This window comes from Streptomyces sp. NPDC059477 (assembly GCF_042749375.1).
Classification (GTDB): Bacteria; Actinomycetota; Actinomycetes; order Streptomycetales; family Streptomycetaceae; genus Streptomyces.
Genome location: NZ_JBHYUG010000019.1, coordinates 26000 through 45427 on the forward strand (window position 1 = coordinate 26000; position 19428 = coordinate 45427).

The window sequence follows — 19428 nt, forward strand, 5'->3', positions numbered from 1 at the left end:
GCGCGCCGTACGCGTCCTCGTACTCGTACGCCACCTCGTACGGCAGCGTCGCCGTCTCGTACGCGGGGACGTACGGGCGGACGTACGGGCGGACGTATCCGGGGACATGCGGCTGCGGCTGCGGCTGGGACTGCGGCCGGGGCCGGTCGTAGAAGTAGTCCGGAGTGCTCACGCCGACACGCTCCTGGGGCCAGGGATCCGGACGGGTCCGGTTCGGGCCCCAAGAAACTAGCGGAGCGCCCGTCACTCTCCAAAGCGACGCGGCCACGGAGAGTGGCGAAGGGGCCGGGTCAGTAGGCGAAGGCGCGGGCGGTGTTCGCGGCGAGGGCCGCCGCCAGCTCGTCCTCCTCGACGCCGCGCACGGCGGCCATCGCGCGCACGGTGACCGGAATGAGATAGGGGGCGTTGGGCCGTCCGCGGTACGGGGCCGGGGTCAGGAAGGGGGCGTCGGTCTCCACCAGGAGCAGCTCCGGCGGCGCGATGGCCACCGCGTCGCGCAGATTCTGGGCGTTCTTGAAGGTGACGTTGCCGGCGAAGGACATGTAGTAGCCCGCGCGGGCGCAGATCTCGGCCATCTCGGCGTCGCCGGAGTAGCAGTGGAAGACCGTCCGCTCGGGGGCGCCCTCCTCCTTCAGGACGCGCAGGACGTCGGCGTGGGCGTCGCGGTCGTGGATGACCAGCGCCTTGCCGTGCCGTTTGGCGATCTCGATGTGGGCGCGGAAGGAGCGCTCCTGGGCGGCCATGCCCTCGGGGCCGGTGCGGAAGTGGTCGAGGCCGGTCTCGCCGACCGCCTTGACCTGCGGGAGGGCGGCCAGCCGGGCGATCTCGGCGAGCGCCTCGTCCAGCGCCGCGTCACCGCCCGCCGTCCTGGCGCCCTGCCGGGACCAGCCGTCGGGGTCGCCGTGCACGATACGGGGCGCCTCGTTGGGGTGCAGGGCGACGGTCGCGTGGACGGCGTCGTACGCCGCCGCCGTCTCGGCCGCCCAGCGGGAGCCGGCGAGGTCGCAGCCGACCTGCACGACCGTGGTGACCCCGACGGACGCGGCTTTGGCGAGGGCCTCCGCGACCGTGCCCGACTGCATGTCGAGGTGGGTGTGCGAGTCGGCGACCGGTACCCGCAGGGGCTGCGGGAGCGGCGGCGCGGAGTTCTTGCCGGAGGCGTCGGAGCGACCGGAGGCGTCCGGGCGGCCTGAAGTGTCTGAGGGGTCGTTCGCGGGCATGCCCCGATCCTACGGAAGCCGCGCCCGGCGCCCGCCGCGCGGGAACGGCCTCGGGAACGGCCTCGGACCCGGCGGGGGAGGCCGTCCCGCCGGGTCCGAACTCAGGTGCCGGGCTCAGCTGGCCCGGCGGTGGAAGGGGTGGAGCAGGTCGGACAGGTGCCAGTGGTGGTGCTCGCGCCCGGCGGGGGCCGGGACGTCCTGGTCACCCTGGCCACCCTGGGCGTCCTGCGCGGGGACGGCGGGCCGGGCGGTGCTGCGTTGCGCCGCCTCCCGTGCGCCCGACACCCGGCCCGCGGCCATGATCCGCAGTACGTGACCGCCGCAGTTGCCGCAGGTCGGCCGGTTCAGCGGCGACGGCACGACCTCGCCGTCCGCCACGTACAGCACGAAGAGGCGACCGTCGGTGTCCGCGTGGTGCTCTATCTCGTACGACTGCTCCCAGCCGTGCCCGCACCTCATGCAGGCGAAGGAGTAGGACTCGTGGACAACGGCGCCCGCCGCGCTGCGGAGGCCGGTGTGCCCTGCGATCTCGCTCATGCCAGCTCCTGTGGTCCGCTGGACAGTGCCCCCGGCGTGAACCCACGGATCCACGGACCCCGTCGAAGGCGGGAACGGGTGCGTTCCCTCCGTCCAGAGAACGCCTCCCGCCCCCCGGACGCACTCCCCCTGTAGAGAGTTGGCCACGACTTGTACGTTCCTTGCCGAAACCCCCGGAGGGACCCCCTCCACTTTGCCCGAGCATGGGGCATGGCCTGAAAGACACGGCCGGGCAACGCCCTGAAGGGGCGCGGGGCTGTATCGATATGCGGCTCCGCCGCGTGGGCGCGACAAGCCACAACGGACGGAAAGCCCGCATCAAACCGAACCCCCCACCCCAAACCCGGCCCCCTACCCCGCAGAGCGCTTCGCAGCAACAACCGCGTCAAAAACAACCCGCTTGGCCACCCCCACCTCCAAAGCCACCGCGGCGATCGCCTCCTTCCGCCGCTCCCCCGCCTCCTCCCGCACCCGCACCCGCCGCACCAGCTCCCCCGCGTCGATCTCCTCGCCCCCGCGCTCCGGCGCACCCTCCACCACCACGGTGATCTCCCCGCGCACCCCCGGCGCGGCCCACGCCGCCAGCTCGGTCAGCGGGCCACGGCGTACCTCCTCGTACGTCTTGGTCAGTTCGCGGCACACGGCGGCGCGCCCGGGGGCCCCCCCACCCCCCCCCCCCCCCCGGGGGGGGGGGCGGGCGCCGGGGGGGGGGGGCGGAGTCACTCGCGGGGGGGCGCGGCGGGGGCCCCCCCCCCCCGCGCGGTGTGTCCGCGGCCCCGGGCTCCCCACCGCTTATTTTTTGTAGTGCCGGCCGCCCCCGGGGGCGCCCGGGCCGCCCCCCCACGCCTCGGCCATCGCGGCGAGGGTGGCGTCGAGGCGGTGCGGGGCCTCGAAGTAGACGAGGGTGCGGCGCTCGGCGGCGACCTCGCGCAGCCGGGAGAGCCGTTCGCCGGCCTTGCGCGGCAGGAACCCCTCGAAGCAGAAGCGGTCCACCGGCAGCCCGGACAGCGCGAGCGCGGTGAGCACGGCGGACGGTCCCGGTACGGCGGTCACCCGTACGTCCCGCTCGACGGCGGCGGCGACCAGCCGGTACCCCGGGTCGGACACCGAGGGCATCCCGGCGTCGGTCACCAGCAGCACCCGGGCGCCGCCCACCAGTTCCTCGACCAGTTCCGGCGTACGGGCGCTCTCGTTGCCCTCGAAGTACGACACCACCCGGCCCCCCGGCGTCACGCCGAGCGCCTGGGTCAGCCGGCGCAGCCGCCGGGTGTCCTCGGCGGCGACCACGTCCGCGCCCGCCAGTTCCTGCGCCAGCCGGGGCGACGCGTCCGCGAGATCGCCGATGGGGGTGCCCGCCAAAACAAGGGTTCCAGTCACCCCCCCATCCTCCCAGGGGCGGACCACCGGCGAGGGCCCGGTGGCCCGCCGCTCCCCCTCGGTCCCCGGATCCGTACGAATCGGACGCATCGCCACCCATCCCACCCATGCGCGGGACTCCCATAGAAGGGTTCCCTACGATGGCGCGGTGACCAGTACCGCGTCCTCCGCGTCCTCGACGGACACCCGGCATGACCAGGCCCCGCCCGACCAGCGGCCGGCGTGGCAGCAGCGGCTGCGCCGTTTCGGCTACGTGGCGCGCGGCGGCGCGGGCGGCGCCGACGTGCGGGAACGGCTGGTGCCGCCGTACGCGGAGCCCGGTCCCCGGCTGTGGACGGCGCTGGGGGTACCGCACCACCTGGCCACCCGGATCGTGCGCTGGTCCGGCTGGGGCGGCCCGCTGCTGGTCACGCTGTTCGCGGGGGTGCTGCGGTTCTGGAACCTGGGCGATCCGAAGAAGGTGATATTCGACGAGACGTACTACGCGAAGGACGCGTGGGCGCTCGTCCACCGGGGCTTCGAGGTCAACTGGGACAAGAACGTCAACGATCTGATCCTGTCCTCCGGCGGAAATGTGCCGATCCCGACGGACGCGGCGTACGTCGTGCATCCGCCGGTCGGGAAGTACGTCATCGGCCTGGGCGAACTGATCTTCGGGTTCGATCCGTTCGGCTGGCGGTTCATGACCGCGCTGCTGGGCACCCTGTCGGTCCTGCTGATCTGCCGGATCGGCCGCCGGCTGCTGCGCTCGACGTTCCTGGGCTGTCTGGCGGGCGCGCTGCTCGCGGTGGACGGCCTGCACTTCGTGATGAGCCGCACGGCGCTGCTCGACGGGGTGCTGATGTTCTTCGTGGTGGCGGCGTTCGGCGCGCTGGTCGTCGACCGGGACAGGGCGCGGGCCCGGCTGGCCGCCGCGCTGCCGGTGGACGCGGACGGCAGGGTCCGTCCCGACGCGCACATCGCCGACACCGCCCGCCTCGGTCTGCGGCCCTGGCGCTGGACGGCCGGTCTGATGCTGGGCCTGGCGATCGGCACCAAGTGGAACGGCCTGTACGTACTGGCCGCGTTCGGCCTGATGACGGTCCTGTGGGACATCGGCTCGCGCAAGGTGGCGGGCGCCCGGCACCCGTACCGCGCGGTCGCGAAGTACGACCTGGGCCTCGCCTTCGTCGCCCTCGTGCCGGTCGCGATCGTCACGTACGTGGCGTCGTGGATCGGCTGGATCCTCTCCCCGTCGGACGGCACGGGCGGCTACTACCGCAACTGGGCGGCCACCGACGGCAAGGAGAGCTCCTGGTCCTGGCTCCCGGACTGGCTGCGCAGCCTGTGGCACTACGAGTCCCAGGTGTACGACTTCCACGTCCACCTCCAGTCGCCGCACACCTACGAGTCCAACCCGTGGAGCTGGCTGGTCCTGGGCCGCCCGGTCTCCTACTTCTACGAGTCCCCCGCCCCCGGCACCGACGGCTGCCCGGCGGACGCCGGCGAGAAGTGCGCCCGCGAGGTGCTGGCGCTGGGTACGCCGATGCTGTGGTGGGTGGGTGTCTTCGCCCTCGCGTATGTGCTGTGGCGCTGGTTCTTCCGCCGTGACTGGCGGGCGGGCGCCATCGCCTGCGCGGTGGCCGTCGGCTATGTGCCCTGGTTCCTGTACCAGGACCGGACGATCTTCCTCTTCTACGCCGTCGTCTTCATCCCCTTCATCTGTCTCGCGGTGGCCATGCTCCTGGGCGCCCTCATCGGCCCACCGGGCTCCTCCGACAGCCGCCGCGTCGCGGGCGCGACCGGGGCGGGGGTGCTGGTCCTGCTGATCGCGTGGAACTTCATCTATTTCTGGCCGATCTACACGGGCCAGGCGATCCCCATCGATGACTGGAGGTCGCGAATGTGGCTGGATACATGGGTTTAGTCGCCGTCGCCGTCCGGGCGACCACTGCGCCCACTACGGGGGGGATGCGGGATGAGGGGACGTCACCGGGCCGGGCTCGCCGGGGCGGGGGTCGCGGGGATGCTGATGCTCGCGGGGTGTGCCGACCGCAGCGAGGTGGTCACCTGGACCGATGAGCACGGCCGGGCGTGTACGGGGGTCGCGGTGGTGGACGCGGACGGGGACCGGGAGATCAGCGGCATCGACTGCGACTATCCGCCGGAGGGGCGGACGCCGGGCGCGTCGACCTGGCAGCCGTTGCCGGACCCGGACTGACAGCGGACTCCACGAACGGGCCGGATACGTGCTTTATGCACCGGTTCCGTGTCTCAGGTCTGCCACCGTCCGGGAACAGCCGTCACAACTCCCCCTCGGGACATCTACAGTTCGACTCGCCCGGGTTTCTGAACGCGTTCAGATCGTGCGCGTGTCGCCGGGCCCGGGATCAGGGCACCAACGGGGCAACGGGGAGGAGCCGCGTCATGCGCAAGGGGGTCAAAGGCGCCATCGTCGGCACGGTGTTCGCCGGGATGGTGGGTGCCGCCGGGTACGGGGCCTTCACCATGGTGTCCGCGCTGGACGGGGACGGCGGGTCCGGGTCGGCCGGCGCGGAGGTGAAGAAGTCGGGGCCGCCGAGCGCGGACGAGGTCGAGAACACCAGCGCCGAGTTCTTCGCGGCGTGGGAGAAGGGCGACGGGACGGCCGCCGCCGGGCTGACCGACAACCAGTCGGTGGCGGGGCCCGTCCTCCTCGCCTTCGGCCAGGAGGCCCGGATCACGGACGTGACGATCACGCCCCGCGCGGCGAACGGCACCACCGTCCCGTTCTCGGTGAAGGCAACGGTGTCATTCGAGGGCGAGAGCAAGCCGCTCGCCTACGACAGCTCGCTCACCGTCGTGCGCGGCGAGACCACCGGCAAGGCACTGGTCGACTGGGAGCCGTCCGTCGTGCATCCCGACCTCAAGGACGGGGACACGCTGGTCACCGGTCAGTCGGCGCGGCCGCCGATCGAGGCCGTCGACCGGGACGGCAACGTCCTGACCAAGGAGAAGTACCCCTCGCTCGGCCCGATCCTCGACGAACTGCGCGACAAGTACGGCGAGGAAGCGGGCGGCACACCCGGCGTCGAGCTGTCGATCCGGCACACCACGACCGGCGCCGCCGACACTCCGCTGCTGACCGTCTCCGAGGGCGAGCCGGGCGAACTGCCCACCACCCTCAGCGCGGACGTGCAGGCCGCCGCCGAGCAGGCCGTCGAGGAGTACGACGAGTCGTCCGTCGTCGCCGTCGAGCCGAGCACCGGGGAGGTGCTCGCCGTCGCCAACAACCGCGCGGACGGCTTCAACGCCGCGTTCCTCGGGCAGGTGGCGCCCGGTTCGACCATGAAGATCATCAGCGCCGCGATGCTCATCGACAGCGGGCTGACGACGGCGAACGGACCGGCCCCGTGTCCGGACACCGCGCTGTGGGAGGGCCAGACCTTCAACAACCTGGACACGCTGGAGCCGAACGAGAGCGCGACCCTCACCGATACCTTCGCCCGGTCCTGCAACACCGGGTTCATCAAGTACACCGACTCCATCGAGACCGACTCGCTCACCCGGGAGGCCATGGAGGGGTTCGGGCTCGGCCAGGACAACTGGAAGGTCGGGATCCCGTCCTTCGACGGGTCGGTCCCCGCGGTCGAGGGGCCGGACATGGCGGCGAATCTGATCGGCCAGGGGCAGGTGCAGATGAGCCCCCTCACCATGGCGTCCGTGACCGCGACCGCCCTCACGGGGACCTTCCGGCAGCCGGTGATCGTGCCGCAGAGCCTGGACGGGCGGGAACTGGCCACGGCGGAGGGGCTGTCGGCGGACACGGTGTCGCAACTGCGGTCGATGATGAACCGGACGGCGGTGAGCGGTACCGGGGCGGCGGCGATGACGGGGCTGAGCGGGAGCATCGGCGCGAAGACGGGGTCCGCGGAGGTGGACGGTCAGGACGTCGCCAATAGCTGGTTCACGGGGTATCGCGATGATGTGGCCGCGGCGGCGATGACGGAGGAGGGCGGCCACGGGGGCGACGCGGCCGGGCCGATCGTGGCGGCGGTACTGCGAGCGGGCTGACCGGGGTGCCGGTGCGGGGCAGCGCAGGTCGGCCCCCACCCCCCAGGGGCGCGGGGAACTGCGCGACCAGCCACCCAACCACCCGCACCCGGCCGACAACGGACGCACCCCCTGCCCGCGCACCCCCTGCCCGACCCCATGTCACAACCCTGTCCGGACTCCCCCTGATGAAGGGCCCCGCACAGAACGGGACTCTAGGCTGGTGACGTCGTTGGCACGGTGAGTGTCGGGCGGGTCTGCGGGACCGGAAGAGCGCGGAGGATCGAAACAGCGTGGGGAACAGAAGGCGCGTCGCCGAGCGACGGAAGACGAGGCCGGCCGTCATCGGCGGGATGATCGCCGCGGTCGTGGGCGGAGCCGGACTCGGCGTCTACGCGCTCTACGGCGGTACCGCCGCCGAGGCGGAGACCGCGTCCGCCAACGAGCAGCGGACCAAGTCCGTGAAGTCCGGCCCCCTGTCGGCGACGGAGGTCACCACCGCCGCGCGCACGTTCCTCACCGCCTGGCAGCGGGGCCAGGTCGGCGAGGCCGCCGCCGCGACCACCGACGCCACCGCCGCGACCGCGCTGCTGACCGGCTACACCAAGGACGCCCACGTCGAGGACGTCACCCTCACCGCGAAGACCCCGCAGGGCGCCGAGGTGCCGTTCGCGGTCAAGGGCACCGTGACCTTCGAGGAGACCAGCAAGCCACTGTCGTACGCCAGTTCCCTCACCGTCGTCCGCCGGGAGTCGGACGGCGTACCGCTGGTGGAGTGGCACTCGGCGGTCGTGCACCCCGAACTCCAGGACGGTGACAGGCTGGTGACCGGCGAGGCCGGGACCCCGCCGGTCACGGCGCTGGACGCGGAGGGCGGGGAGCTGACGGAGAAGGAGTATCCGTCGCTGGGGACGGTGCTGGACGGGCTGCGGGAGAAGTACGGCAAGACGGCCGGCGGCACGGCGGGCGTGGAACTGCGGGTCGTACGCGGCAAGGAGTCCAAGGCGAAGGACGCCTCCGACAAGACGGTGCTGGAGCTGAGCGAGGGCACGCCCGGCACGGTCGAGACGACGCTGAGCCCCACGATGCAGGCCGCCGCCGAGGAGCAGGTGGCGAAGAAAGCCCGCTCCTCCGTCGTCGTGATGCGTCCGTCGACCGGCGAGATCCTCGCCGTCGCCAACGCCGACCCGGGCTTCAACACCGCCTTCCAGGGCTCCCTCGCACCCGGGTCCACGATGAAGGTGGTCACCGCCTCGATGCTGATCGAGAAGAATCTGGCGTCGGCGGACAAGGACCACCCCTGCCCGAAGTACTTCACCTACGGCAACTGGAAGTTCCAGAACCTCGACGAGTTCGAGATCAAGGACGGCACCTTCAAGGACAGCTTCGCCCGGTCCTGCAACACGGCCTTCATCAGCCAAGCGCCGAAGCTGAAGGACGACGACCTCACCCAGCAGGCCCAGCAGGTCTTCGGCCTCGGTCTGGACAACTGGGCCATAGGCGTACCGACCCTCGACGGCTCGGTGCCGGTGCAGTCGGACGCGCAGATGGGGGCGTCGCTGATCGGCCAGGGCGGGGTGCGGATGAACCCGCTGAACATGGCGTCGGTGTCCGCGACCGTCAAGGAGGGTGTCTTCCACCAGCCGTATCTGGTCGACCCGTCCGTCGACGGCCGTACCCTCGCCACCGCCTCGCGCACGATGTCCGCCGCCACGGCCGGGGAGTTGCGCGAGCTGATGGCCTACACGGCGGCCTCCGGTACGGCGGCGGCGGCGATGTCCGGGGTCACCGGGGACATCGGCGCGAAGACCGGCTCGGCGGAGGTCGACGGGCAGGAGAAGCCCAACGGCTGGTTCACGGCGTACCGGGGTGATCTCGCCGCGGCCGGTGTGGTCCAGGAGGGCGGGCACGGCGGTTCGACGGCGGGCCCGATGGTGGCGGCGCTGCTCAAGCTCGGCGGCTGAGATCCGGCTCAGTGAGATCCGGATCCGGGAGATGGGGCTCCGTGAGATCCGGATCCGGGAGATGGGGCTCCGTGAGATCCGGATCCGGGAGATGGGGCTCAGTGAGATCCGGCTGGGTGAGATCCGGCTCAGGGGGCCTGGGAGAGGCGGTCGGCCGGCCCCCCGCCAGATACGTCCGGCGCAGGAACCGCATCAGCGTCTTGGTGTCGAACTGCACCACCGAGACCCCGGCCGCCGAGTGGAACTCGACCACCGCCTGCACCCGCCCCAGCGGCCACACCTTGACCTCACCCGTGCCGGCGGGCTCCCGCAGCCCCTGTTCCAGCAGGGTGCGGGAGAAGGTCCACTCGTGCGGGCCGGGCAGCCCGATCCGTACCGAACGGGGGTCGGTCTCCGGGTCGTAGCGCAGCACGACGGGGACGGCGTCGGTGTCGTCGGGGATGTCGGCGTCGGTGACTATATGGGCTCGCGCGTACTGTTCGACTGCGGACATCGGACGGCCCCTTACCCTGCGTGACCTGCGTTGTCTGTGTGAAAGCTGTGCGTCCCGCTCCACATCCAATGTCCCACATTTTCCGGATCCCGCCCCCTGGCGGGGCTCGTCGCGGCCTTCATCTTCGCCGTGCAGATGCTGAACTTCCCGGTCGCGGCCGGGACCAGCGGGCATCTGCTGGGCGGGGCGCTGGCGGCGATCCTGGTCGGGCCCTATACCGGCATGCTCTGTATCTCCGTCGTGCTGCTGATGCAGGGCGTGCTGTTCGCGGACGGCGGGCTGACCGCGCTCGGCGTGAACATCGTGGACATGTCGATCGTGGGCGTCGTGGTCGCGTACGTCGTCTTCCGCGCCCTGGTCAAGGTGCTGCCCCGGCGGCCCTCCAGCGTGACCGCCGCGTCCTTCGTGTCCGCGCTGGTGTCGGTACCGGCGGCGGCGCTGGCGTTCGTCGGGTTCTTCGCGATCGGCGGCACCACGGACGTCCCGCTGGGCACGGTCACGGCGGCCATGGGCGGGGTGCATGTCCTGATCGGCATCGGCGAGGCGGTGATCACCGCGCTGACGGTCGGCGCCGTCATCGCCGTACGGCCGGATCTGGTCCACGGCGCCCGGGATCTGCGCCGCCCGCTGAAGCTGCGGGTCGGCGGGGAACTGGTCGACGCGCCCGGCGCCGAGCCCGTACCCGCCGCCGCGCCGCGCGCCTCGCGCCGGTCGCTGTGGATCGGCGGACTGATCACCTCCGTGGTCCTGGCCGGATTCGTCAGCTTCTACGCGTCGGCCAACCCGGACGGGCTGGAGCGGGTCGCCGAGGACAAGGGGTTCGCGAACTCCGCCGAGGAACACGCCAACGCCGATTCACCGCTCGCCGACTACGGCATCCGGGACATCGACAACGCCCGGCTGTCCGGCGGGCTCGCGGGCGTGATCGGCGTCGGCGCGACGGTCGTCGCGGGCAGCGCGATCTTCTGGGCGGTGCGCCGACGCCGTACGGACGCCTCCGCGCCGTCGGCCGCCCCCGCCGAGAGCGCCTGACGACGCCATGGGCGCCGGGCACGCGCACAGGCTCTACCGGCACGGGCACTCGCCCGTGCACCGGCTGCCCCCGCACACCAAGATCGCCGCCGTGTTCGCGTTCGTGGTGGTCGTGGTGTCCACCCCGCGCGCGGCGATGTGGGCGTTCGGGCTGTACGCGGTGCTGCTGGCGGTCGTCGCCGCCCTCGCGCGCGTACCGGCGGGTTTCCTGCTCAAACGGCTGCTGATCGAGGTGCCGTTCGTGGCGTTCGCCGTGCTGCTGCCGTTCGTGGCGCAGGGCGAGCGGACGGAGGTGCTGGGCATGTCGCTGAGCGTGAACGGCCTGTGGGGCGCCTGGAACGTGCTCGCCAAGGGCACCCTGGGCGTCGCCGCGTCCGTCCTGCTGGCCTCCACCACCGAACTGCGCGCCCTCCTGCTCGGCCTCCAGCGCCTGAAACTCCCGCCCCTCCTCGTCCAGATCGCGTCCTTCATGATCCGGTACGGCGATGTCATCACCGACGAGATGCGGCGCATGCGGATCGCCCGCGAGTCACGCGGCTTCGAGGCACGCGGCGTACGCCACTGGGGTGTGCTCGCGAAGTCGGCGGGCGCGCTGTTCATCCGCTCCTACGAACGCGGCGAGCGCGTCCATCTGGCCATGATCAGCCGGGGGTACGCGGGAAGCATGCCGGTGATCGACGAGGTGAGCGCGGACCGGGCGCAGTGGTCGTACGCGCTGGCCCTCCCCGTCGCCGCGCTCGTCGTGTGTCTGCTGGGATGGACCTTGTGAGCGACTCTGCGATGGACCCCGTGACGGCCCCTGTGACAGGGGCTGTCACAGCCCCTGTGGACCCTATGGCGGTGGCCTCGCTGGAGGTCTCCGGTCTCGCCTTCGCCTATCCCGACGGGCATCAGGCGCTGTTCGGCGTGGACTTCCGGATCGGGCGCGGGGAGCGGGTGGCGCTGCTCGGCCCGAACGGCGCGGGCAAGACGACCCTCGTCCTGCACCTCAACGGCATCCTGACCGGCGGCACGGGCACGGTGAAGGTCGCCGGGCTGCCCGTCGGGCGGGCGCACATGGCGGAGATCCGGCGCCGGGTCGGGATCGTCTTCCAGGATCCGGACGACCAGCTTTTCATGCCGAGTGTGCGCGAGGACGTGGCCTTCGGACCGGCGGCGGCCGGGCTCAAGGGCGCGGAGCTGGAGGCTCGGGTGGACCGGGCGCTCACGCGGATCGGCATGGCGGAGTTCAAGGACCGTCCGCCGCACCACCTCTCCTTCGGCCAGCGGCGCCGGGTGGCCGTGGCGACCGTGCTGGCGATGGAGCCGGAGATCCTGGTCCTGGACGAGCCGTCCTCCAACCTCGACCCGGCCTCCCGCCGTGAACTGGCCGACATCCTGCGCTCGCTGGACGTGACGGTCCTGATGGTGACCCACGATCTGCCCTACGCCCTGGAACTGTGCCCCCGCTCGCTCATCCTCGGCGAGGGCGTGATCGCGGCGGACGGCGGGACGCGCGAGCTGCTGTCGGACGAGGAGCTGATGCGGGCGCACCGGCTGGAGTTGCCGTACGGGTTCGATCCTCGGTCGGTACCGGCGGCGCGGCGGGGCTGAAACGCCCGTCCCGTACACATGGTTGTACCGAGGAATCGCAGGTGGTGGAGGCGTGTTGCATCCATTGTCATGGCGCGGGCGCGGAACGGAGTAGGGGCGTGAGTACGGGCGTGAGTACGGATGCAGGCATACGGGGCACGGTCGCCGAGGGGTTCGAGCCGGTCCGGGACGCGTTCGTGAAGAACTTCGAGGTGCTCGGCGACCGGGGCGCGGCCGTCGCCGTCTACCGCGACGGGCGCCGGATCGTCGATCTGTGGGGCGGCACCAAGGACATCGACGGTACGGCGCCCTGGGAGCGCGGCACGGCCCAGATCGTGCGCTCGGCGACGAAGGGGGTGGCCGCCGCCGTACTGCTCCTGCTGCATCAGCGCGGTGAGCTGGACCTGGACGCGCCGGTCGGGCAGTGGTGGCCGGAGTACAAGGCGCGGGGCAAGGAGCGCACGGCGGTGTGGCATGTGCTGGCCCACCGGGCCGGGGTACCGGCGCTCGACCGGCCGCTGACCCCCGCGCAGGCGGTGGACCCGGTGCTGGGGGCGCGGGCGGTGGCGGCGCAGGCACCGGAGTGGGAGCCGGGCACGGACCACGGGTATCACGCGCAGACGTACAGCTGGCTCACGGCGGAGCTGGTGCGCCGGGTGACCGGGCGGACCGTCGGGGAGTGGATCGCGCGGGAGATCGCCGGGCCGGCCGGCGCGGACTTCTGGCTCGGGCTGCCGGACGCGGAGGCGGCGCGGGTGGGCCGGGTCGGCCGGGGTGAGACCCCCGACGCGGGCCCCGGCGGGCTGCGGACCCGCCCCAAGAAGGCGGTCTCCGACGCCTACGCCGACCCCGGCTCCCTCACCCGCCGAGCCTTCGCCGCGATCACGCCGCTGCCCGACGAGAACGACCCCGGCTACCGCGCCGCCGCGCTGCCCGCGTCCAACGGCATCGCGACGGCGGACGGTCTGGCACGGATCTACGCCTCGCTGATCGGCGAAGTCGAGGGCGGGGTACGGCTGTTCACGCCGGAGACGGTGGCGCTGGCGCGGGGTGAGCGGTCGGCGGGGCCGGACCGGGTGCTGGTGGTGGGCACGCGTTTCGGGCTCGGCTACATGCTGCACGGCAGCGCGTCCCCGCTGCTGTCCCCGGGCTCCTTCGGGCACCCCGGCCGGGGCGGCGCGCTGGGCTTCGCGGACCCGGAGTCGGGCATCGCGTTCGGCTATGTGACCAACGGGTTCCGCAAGAGCGTGACGGCGGACCCGCGGGCGCAGGCGCTGGTAGGGGCGGTGCGGGCGTCGCTGGGGTCCCAGGGTCCGCAAGGCAGCCGCTAGGGCGTGACGAACTCCGGCTGGTCCAGCACCCGCAGCCAGCTCCCGTCGGCCTGCCGCCGGACCACCTGTGCCCTGGCCCCCGCCCCGTCCTTCGGCGGGGTCGCGGTGAGCGCGAGGTCGCCGCTGATCAGCGTCGGCAGCGGGGGTTCCGGCTCGAAACGGGGGTTGCCCGCGAGCACCTTCGCCCACAGCTCACGGATGGCGTCCCGTCCGACGGTCGTGGTGCCCGGCGGATACGCGATCACCGCGTCCTGCTCGTAGAGCGCGGCGACCCCGGCGGCGTCCCCGGCGTTGGAACGCTCGACGAACAGACGGGTGATGTCCTCGGGGCGCATGGCCCTCTCGTACTCGGTCACGATGTCTCCTCCTGATACGGCGGCGAAATGTCTCGGCTCCTGATAGGGCGATACGTCCCAGCCTGGCCGGACCCACACCAGAAGTCCAACAGCTGGTCCTTCTCGGAACTAGAATCTACAGCCATGGAACTGAGACAGCTGGAGTACTTCGTGGCGGTCGCCGAGGAGCGGAACTTCACGCGGGCCGCCGAGCGGGTGCACATCAGCCAGTCCGGGGTCAGCGCCCAGATCCGCCAGTTGGAGCGGGAACTCGGCACCGAACTGTTCGACCGTTCGTCCCGCACCGCCACCCTCACGGTCGCCGGAAAGGCGGCCCTGGAGCACGCGCGGGCCGCGCTCGCCGCGTGCGGGGCGGTCGGGGAGGCCGTGGGGGAGGTGACCGGCCTGATCCGGGGACGGGTGACGGTCGGGATGGTCATCGGCTGCACGATCACCCCACTGTTCGACGCCCTCGCCGCGTTCCACCGGGCGCACCCCGGGGTGGAGATCTCCCTGCTGGAGGACAACTCGGACCGGTTGGTCGAGCAGGTCCGCGCGGGCACGCTGGACCTCGCGCTGATCGGAACGGCGAGGGCCACGCCCGAGGGCCTGGAGGCGCTGACGATCATCCGGGAACGCCTGGTGGTGGCGGCCCCCGCCGATCACCCCCTGACCGGCCGGCCTCGGATCACCCTCGCCGATGTCATCGCCCACCCGATCGTCTGCATGCCGCCCGGCACCGGCCTGCGCACGCTCTTCGACGACGCCTGCACGGCCCAGGGCCTGCGCCCCACCCTCGCGCTCCAGGCCAGCGCGGCGGACGCCATCGCCGGGCTCGCGGTGCGCGGACTGGGCGTGGCGGTGCTCAGCGAGTCGATGGCGACGGCGTACGGCGCCCGGCTCACCGTACGCACGATCGAGGACGTGGAGACGCCCGCGCTGCTGGCGCTGGTGTGGCGGGGCGGCACGAACAACCCACCGCTGCGGCAGTTGCTGGTCCACAGCCGGACGGCGTTCGGCGCGCCTCAGACATGACCCGGTGAACGGGCCTCACGCGTGGATGGGCCCGGACGTCCGCCCCGAGTCCGCGTCGATCTCGCCGTGCGCCTTGGTGAGCAGTCGCATGGCGAGTTCGTTGAGGGCGCGGGCGCCCGCGATCTCCTCGCCGACCCGTGGCTGGTTGGAGTCGACCTGATGGCGGGTGGCCCGGCCGTGGGCGCGTAGCTCGGTGCCGTCGGGGAGGCGGACCATTGCCGCCGCCCTGGTGTGCTGGTCGTCCTCCATGAACTCCAGCTCGACATGCCATCCCACAGTGGTGTGCATCATGACGATCACCTCCGGAAGACCTGCTTCCAGGGTGCTCCTCGCAGGCCGGGCCCGCACACGCCCGGGATCGGCGGCCCCGGTCAGACGGCGTTCGCGGCCTCCTCGATCAGATCCGTCACAGGCCCCGGCTGCGAGGCCAGTGAAGCGTGGCTGGCGTCCAGCTCGATGGTCTTGTGGGGCTTCATCCGCTCGGCCATGCGGCGCTCGTTGTCCGGGTGGATCATGCGGTCGCTGGTGGAGATCTGGTACCAGGTCGGCTTGGTGCGCCAGGCCGGGTGGGAGATGGTGTCACCGAAGGTGGAGGCGAGGGGCGCCTTCTGGGTCACGCCCATGACCAGCCCTTCCTCGGCCGTCAGGTCCTGACAGAAGCTCTCGTGGAACTTGTCCTGCTTGACCCACAGGTAGCCGTCCGAGTCCGGGGCGAGGTTGTCGAAGGCGGCCGGGGGTTTCTCCTGGCTGATGCCGCCGGGACTCTCCCCGGCGTCCGGGGCGAACGCGGCGATGTAGACGAGCCCGGTGACATTGGGCAGGTCACCGGCCTCGGTGATGACCGCGCCGCCGTAGGAGTGCCCGACCAGCACGACGGGCCCGTCGATCTGCCGGACCATCTTGCGGGTGCGCTCGGCGTCCTCGGCGAGCGAGGTGAGCGGGACCTCGACAGCGTGCAGCGAGGTGAAGCGACGCCGGTGCAGCTCGGTGATGACCTTGGACCAGTGGGCGGCACCGCCCCAGAATCCGTGCACGAGGACGATTGCGGGCTTGTCAGCCATGGGGGATGTCCCTTCGAGGGGGGTGGGGGTGGGGGTGGGGAGAAGGCGTACGCCGGAAACGTCTCGCCGGAGGCGGTGACCGGACAGGGTCACCGCTCCGGTTACCGGAGACGGTCACCGGAGCGGTCACCGGAAGCGGCTACCAGAGCGGTCGCCGAGGACGCCCCGACGGCATGACCTCCGCGCGACGACCACGTACGTGTACGTACACCCCCACCACACCCCGCCCCCACGGCCACCGCCCACACGAACGAGCCGTTCAGGTGACGGGGATGGCAGGCGCCCTCAACAAGCCCCCTAGGGACTGTCTGCCAAATGATCATCTGGCTGGTTCGCGGAGCCAGAGGATCAGCGAGGCCAGCATGAGTCCGGCACGGTAGCGGTCGGCGAGCTTGTCGAACCTGGTGGCGATGGCCCGGAACTGCTTGAGGCGGGCGAAGCATCGTTCGACCACATTGCGATCACGGTAGACGTCCTTGTCGAAGGCGGGTGGTCTGCCGCCGAGGGCTCCCCGTCGGCGGCGGTTGGCCGCCTGGTCGCGGCGTTCGGGGATCGTGGCGGCGATGCCCCGGCGCCGCAGCAGGTGGCGGATCGCCCTGCTGGAATACGCTTTGTCGCCCAGCACGCGCTGCGGTGTCGTGCGGGAGCGGCCGGTGACGGCGCGCGAGATGCGGATGCTGTCGAGGACCTGGCCGAAGGCGGTGGCGTCGTTGACATTGCCGGGCGTGAGCACGATGGACAGCCGGAGGCCCCGGCCGTCGACGGCGAGGTGGACCTTCGTGGTCAGCCCGCCCCGGGACCGGCCGAGGGCCTGACGCGCCTGCGAGCGGCCCGGATCTTCCAGTTCGTCCCCGTCCGCGGCCCCTTTTTGCGGGCGCCGGCCGCATGCTGATGGGCCCGGTTGATCGTCGAGTCGACGGAGACGGTCCACTCCACCCGGCCCACCGCGTCGTCGCGGACCTGAACGTGCTCCAGCAGCTTCGCCCAGGTTCCGTCCGCCTCCCACCGGGCGAACCGCTCGTAGACGGTCTGCCACGGCCCGTACCTCTGCGGGAGATCACGCCACGGAGCCCCGGTCCGCAGCCGCCACAGCACCCCGTTGACCACCTGCCGGTGATCACGCCACGGACGGCCACGCCCATCCACCCGCGGCAACAGGGGCTCTACTCGCTCCCACGCCGCATCCGTCAACTCACCTCGACCTGCCACAAAATCAATGATCTGGGTGCTCACGCTCGGACTCCCGCGCGGGGTCCGTCACAAAACGGCTCAGCCGGTAGGCAGTCGGCAGCGCCAAGCGCCCGCACAGTGTGTCGATCCGGATCATCGAGCCGTCGACTCCTGCCTCCCGAAGACGGCGCAACCGCGTACGCATCTCCGCTTGGTCCAGAGTCTCAACGACCACTTCCCACTGTCCCGCGTCCGACGTGGTGCGAGCAGCAAGCCGCTGCCGCGCGTCCTCTTGCCGCAGCCTTCTTTTCCCCTGTCCTGGCACCTGCCCAGCATCACTGGCCAGCGTCAGGGCGGCAAGGCGATGGGACCGAGCACGCACACACATCTCCACTCGGTGATCATTTGTCAGACACGCCCGCCCGTCCCTCGTCCCCTGTCCCCCTCACCCCGAGCGCAACATCAACCCGATCCCCACCACCAGCACCCCCGCCGCCGCCACCCGGGCCACCCCGAACCGCTCCTTGAACATCACGGCCCCGATGGCGGCCCCCACGATGATCGAGGATTCCCGCAGTGCGGCGACAGGCGCGAGTTCGGCCTGGGTCTGGGCCCACAGCACCAGGGCGTAGGCGGCCACGGACATCGCGGCGCCGAGCAGCCCGAGCCCCGCGTGGGGCCGCAGCCGCGCGACGGTCTCCCCCCGCCACCGATAGACCGCGTAGGCGGGGAGGAAGCCCCCTTGGAGCACCATCAGCCAGCCGATGTAACCGAGCGGCGAATCGGCGGCGCGCACCCCGAGCCCGTCGACCACGGTGTACGCGGCGATGGTCAGCCCGGTGGCCAGCGCGGCCCCGATGGCGGGCCAGTTGGGGCGGCGTCCGCGCAGCCCCCACAGCGCGACCCCGGTCAGCCCGGCGCAGGACAGGGCGATCCCGGCGGCGGCCCAGGCGTCGGGCACCTCGTGGGCGAAGAGCGCGGCGAAGAGGGTGACGAGCAGGGGCGCGGTGCCCCGGGCGATCGGATACGCCTGACCGAAGTCACCGAGCCGGAAGGACCTCATCAGCAGGGCGTAGTACCCGATATGGATGGCGCCGGAGACGAAGAGGTAGGGCCAGGCCCCGGCCGCCGGAAAGGCGGCGAAGGGTACGAGGGCGAGTCCGATGAGCACCCCGCCGCCGGATATGAGCGCGAACCCGACGAGCTTGTCGGTGATGCGATGGGCGATGGCGTTCCACCCGGCGTGGGTGACCGCCGCCGCGAGCACGGCGGTGGCGACCAGCGGTGTCACGCGTGGTGCTCGCGCACGTCCACGACGGTCGCGCCCGCGTGGGCGATGAGTTCCCCGGGCTCCATGGGGAACACGGTGTGCGGATCGCCGGCCGCCGCCCACACCACGTCGTGCGCGAGCAGCGACCGGTCGGCCAGCACGCGGGTCTTCGTACGGTGCCCGAAGGGCGGGACGCCGCCGATGGCGTACCCGGTGGTCTCCCGTACGACATCGGCCTTGGCGCGTGTGACCCGTACGGCGCCGAGTTCGTCGCGCACCCGCTCCACGTCCACCCGCGAGGCCCCGTCCATCAGCACCAGTACGGGCACGCCGTCCGCCGCGAAGATGAGGGACTTGCAGATCTGGCTCAGCTCGCAGCCGATCGCGTCGGCGGCCTCGGCGGCGGTACGAGTGGCGTCCGGGAAGCGCCGGACGCGACCGCCCAGCTCGGCGAGCCCCAACTCGGCGAGGGCCTCGGCGAAACGGGGATGGGCGGCGGAGGCGGAAGAGGTCATGGGCGGCACGCTAACGCCGTATGTACGGTACAGGCGACCACGTTATTGGTCCGTCGCCGCTCTTCCCCAGGCTCCGGGCGTACTGGAAGATCACCCCATGACTAGCCAACAGAGCCCGGCCGCAAGCTACTTGGCGGCATTACGCGAGCGGCTGGAGGCGGACGGCTGCGTGGTCTCCTCGACGCGCTGGTACGGCCACGAGGTGCTGGTGGGCAGCCGGTCGGACCGCAAGGCGCGCTGGCTGGGCACCAAGGCGCAGTTGTTCATCTACGCCGCCGCCGTACCCAGCGTGGCCGAGGCCACGCTCTCCGAGTTCACCGGCTGGGCGATGACCGGCGCCAGGAGCCGGCTCGGCCGTATCCCGATCATCCGCAACGCGGGGCTGGTGCTGCCCGCGCTGATCAGCGCGGATGTCCAGCCGGGGGCCGCGGGGTGGGGGGCGGGCGCCGGCCGCGTCCTGGGGACGTAGGTGGTGGGGCCGCCCCTCACCGGAACGACGACGCCG

The 19428-nt window shown here is 71.9% G+C and carries 17 protein-coding genes and 4 pseudogenes; 10 read left to right on the plus strand and 11 right to left on the minus strand.

The window, feature by feature from the left end:
- Positions 1-290: 290 nt before the first annotated feature.
- The 4 genes and pseudogenes from ACFXAZ_RS12765 to ACFXAZ_RS12780 form a co-directional block, all read right to left on the minus strand.
- Complete coding sequence (locus ACFXAZ_RS12765) at positions 291-1220, minus strand: TatD family hydrolase (RefSeq protein WP_384588662.1); 930 nt, start codon at positions 1218-1220, stop codon at positions 291-293.
- A 114-nt stretch (positions 1221-1334) separates the two neighbouring features.
- A complete protein-coding gene (locus ACFXAZ_RS12770; protein WP_384588665.1) occupies positions 1335-1757 on the minus strand; it encodes a hypothetical protein in 423 nt (140 codons plus the stop codon).
- A 351-nt stretch (positions 1758-2108) separates the two neighbouring features.
- A pseudogene (locus tag ACFXAZ_RS12775) lies at positions 2109-2420 on the minus strand (16S rRNA (cytidine(1402)-2'-O)-methyltransferase); the annotation flags it as partial.
- A 177-nt stretch (positions 2421-2597) separates the two neighbouring features.
- Positions 2598-3134 (minus strand): annotated as a pseudogene (locus ACFXAZ_RS12780) (16S rRNA (cytidine(1402)-2'-O)-methyltransferase); the annotation flags it as partial.
- Between the two features lie 148 nt (positions 3135-3282).
- Here ACFXAZ_RS12780 and ACFXAZ_RS12785 point away from each other — a divergent pair.
- The 4 genes from ACFXAZ_RS12785 to ACFXAZ_RS12800 all read left to right on the plus strand — a co-directional run bounded on the left by ACFXAZ_RS12785 (position 3283) and on the right by ACFXAZ_RS12800 (position 9109).
- Positions 3283-5040 carry a dolichyl-phosphate-mannose--protein mannosyltransferase gene (locus ACFXAZ_RS12785; RefSeq protein WP_384588668.1) on the plus strand — a complete coding sequence of 586 codons (1758 nt, stop codon included), beginning with the start codon at positions 3283-3285 and terminating at the stop codon, positions 5038-5040.
- Between the two features lie 51 nt (positions 5041-5091).
- On the plus strand, positions 5092-5334 hold the full coding sequence (locus ACFXAZ_RS12790) for a hypothetical protein (RefSeq protein WP_384588671.1): 243 nt from the start codon (positions 5092-5094) through the stop codon (positions 5332-5334).
- A gap of 206 nt (positions 5335-5540) precedes the next feature.
- The gene (locus ACFXAZ_RS12795; RefSeq protein WP_384588674.1) at positions 5541-7166 is read left to right on the plus strand and encodes a penicillin-binding transpeptidase domain-containing protein; all 1626 of its coding nucleotides are present in this window, start codon (positions 5541-5543) and stop codon (positions 7164-7166) included.
- 272 nt (positions 7167-7438) lie between these two features.
- Positions 7439-9109 (plus strand): penicillin-binding transpeptidase domain-containing protein, encoded by a 1671-nt coding sequence (locus ACFXAZ_RS12800; RefSeq protein WP_384588677.1) that lies wholly within the window; start codon positions 7439-7441, stop codon positions 9107-9109.
- Positions 9110-9272: 163 nt separating this feature from the next.
- Here ACFXAZ_RS12800 and ACFXAZ_RS12805 read toward each other — a convergent pair.
- Positions 9273-9602 (minus strand): annotated as a pseudogene (locus ACFXAZ_RS12805) (SsgA family sporulation/cell division regulator); the annotation flags it as partial.
- Positions 9603-9695: 93 nt separating this feature from the next.
- On the opposite strand from ACFXAZ_RS12805, the pseudogene ACFXAZ_RS12810 reads away from it, so the two are divergent.
- The 4 genes and pseudogenes from ACFXAZ_RS12810 to ACFXAZ_RS12825 all read left to right on the plus strand — a co-directional run.
- Positions 9696-10634: pseudogene (locus tag ACFXAZ_RS12810) on the plus strand (energy-coupling factor ABC transporter permease); the annotation flags it as partial.
- A gap of 7 nt (positions 10635-10641) precedes the next feature.
- Positions 10642-11403 (plus strand): cobalt ECF transporter T component CbiQ, encoded by a 762-nt coding sequence (cbiQ, locus tag ACFXAZ_RS12815; protein WP_384588680.1) that lies wholly within the window; start codon positions 10642-10644, stop codon positions 11401-11403.
- A gap of 65 nt (positions 11404-11468) precedes the next feature.
- A complete protein-coding gene (locus tag ACFXAZ_RS12820) occupies positions 11469-12227 on the plus strand; it encodes an energy-coupling factor ABC transporter ATP-binding protein (protein WP_384588683.1) in 759 nt (252 codons plus the stop codon).
- Between the two features lie 110 nt (positions 12228-12337).
- Positions 12338-13537: a serine hydrolase domain-containing protein gene (locus ACFXAZ_RS12825; RefSeq protein WP_384588686.1), complete on the plus strand. Its 1200-nt coding sequence runs from the start codon at positions 12338-12340 to the stop codon at positions 13535-13537.
- Here ACFXAZ_RS12825 and ACFXAZ_RS12830 read toward each other — a convergent pair.
- Positions 13534-13893: a YybH family protein gene (locus tag ACFXAZ_RS12830; protein WP_384588689.1), complete on the minus strand. Its 360-nt coding sequence runs from the start codon at positions 13891-13893 to the stop codon at positions 13534-13536. The two genes, ACFXAZ_RS12825 and ACFXAZ_RS12830, sit on opposite strands and share 4 nt — an antisense overlap.
- 123 nt (positions 13894-14016) lie before the next feature.
- Here ACFXAZ_RS12830 and ACFXAZ_RS12835 point away from each other — a divergent pair, with 123 nt between their 5' ends.
- On the plus strand, positions 14017-14907 hold the full coding sequence (locus tag ACFXAZ_RS12835) for a LysR family transcriptional regulator (protein WP_384588692.1): 891 nt from the start codon (positions 14017-14019) through the stop codon (positions 14905-14907).
- A gap of 15 nt (positions 14908-14922) precedes the next feature.
- Here ACFXAZ_RS12835 and ACFXAZ_RS12840 read toward each other — a convergent pair whose 3' ends face one another.
- The 5 genes from ACFXAZ_RS12840 to ACFXAZ_RS12860 form a co-directional block, all read right to left on the minus strand.
- Positions 14923-15198 carry a DUF1876 domain-containing protein gene (locus ACFXAZ_RS12840; RefSeq protein ID WP_384588695.1) on the minus strand — a complete coding sequence of 92 codons (276 nt, stop codon included), beginning with the start codon at positions 15196-15198 and terminating at the stop codon, positions 14923-14925.
- Between the two features lie 80 nt (positions 15199-15278).
- On the minus strand, positions 15279-15968 hold the full coding sequence (locus tag ACFXAZ_RS12845; RefSeq protein WP_382689737.1) for an alpha/beta hydrolase: 690 nt from the start codon (positions 15966-15968) through the stop codon (positions 15279-15281).
- 319 nt (positions 15969-16287) lie between these two features.
- Positions 16288-17177, minus strand: a protein-coding gene (locus ACFXAZ_RS12850) for an IS5 family transposase (RefSeq protein ID WP_384588698.1) whose coding sequence is annotated in 2 segments (ribosomal slippage) — positions 16288-16829 and positions 16829-17177 — 891 coding nt in all. Because the reading frame shifts where the segments join, the coding sequence is not laid out codon by codon here.
- Between the two features lie 406 nt (positions 17178-17583).
- Positions 17584-18429: an EamA family transporter gene (locus ACFXAZ_RS12855; RefSeq protein ID WP_384588701.1), complete on the minus strand. Its 846-nt coding sequence runs from the start codon at positions 18427-18429 to the stop codon at positions 17584-17586.
- On the minus strand, positions 18426-18923 hold the full coding sequence (locus ACFXAZ_RS12860) for a YbaK/EbsC family protein (protein ID WP_384588704.1): 498 nt from the start codon (positions 18921-18923) through the stop codon (positions 18426-18428). Before ACFXAZ_RS12860 ends, ACFXAZ_RS12855 begins: the two co-directional genes overlap by 4 nt.
- Before the next feature lie 97 nt (positions 18924-19020).
- Between ACFXAZ_RS12860 and ACFXAZ_RS12865 the strand changes: the two genes are divergently transcribed.
- On the plus strand, positions 19021-19392 hold the full coding sequence (locus ACFXAZ_RS12865) for a hypothetical protein (RefSeq protein WP_384588707.1): 372 nt from the start codon (positions 19021-19023) through the stop codon (positions 19390-19392).
- Positions 19393-19428: the final 36 nt, after the last annotated feature.

Coding starts and splice junctions, on each gene's coding strand:
- ACFXAZ_RS12860 (WP_384588704.1), bottom strand. CDS start 18,923: ATGACCTCTTCCGCCTCCGCCGCCCATCCCCGTTTCGCCGAGGCCCTC.
- cbiQ (WP_384588680.1), top strand. CDS start 10,642: ATGGGCGCCGGGCACGCGCACAGGCTCTACCGGCACGGGCACTCGCCC.
- ACFXAZ_RS12795 (WP_384588674.1), top strand. CDS start 5,541: ATGCGCAAGGGGGTCAAAGGCGCCATCGTCGGCACGGTGTTCGCCGGG.
- ACFXAZ_RS12835 (WP_384588692.1), top strand. CDS start 14,017: ATGGAACTGAGACAGCTGGAGTACTTCGTGGCGGTCGCCGAGGAGCGG.
- ACFXAZ_RS12790 (WP_384588671.1), top strand. CDS start 5,092: ATGAGGGGACGTCACCGGGCCGGGCTCGCCGGGGCGGGGGTCGCGGGG.
- ACFXAZ_RS12765 (WP_384588662.1), bottom strand. CDS start 1,220: ATGCCCGCGAACGACCCCTCAGACACTTCAGGCCGCCCGGACGCCTCC.
- ACFXAZ_RS12820 (WP_384588683.1), top strand. CDS start 11,469: ATGGCGGTGGCCTCGCTGGAGGTCTCCGGTCTCGCCTTCGCCTATCCC.
- ACFXAZ_RS12770 (WP_384588665.1), bottom strand. CDS start 1,757: ATGAGCGAGATCGCAGGGCACACCGGCCTCCGCAGCGCGGCGGGCGCC.
- ACFXAZ_RS12865 (WP_384588707.1), top strand. CDS start 19,021: ATGACTAGCCAACAGAGCCCGGCCGCAAGCTACTTGGCGGCATTACGC.
- ACFXAZ_RS12845 (WP_382689737.1), bottom strand. CDS start 15,968: ATGGCTGACAAGCCCGCAATCGTCCTCGTGCACGGATTCTGGGGCGGT.
- ACFXAZ_RS12840 (WP_384588695.1), bottom strand. CDS start 15,198: ATGATGCACACCACTGTGGGATGGCATGTCGAGCTGGAGTTCATGGAG.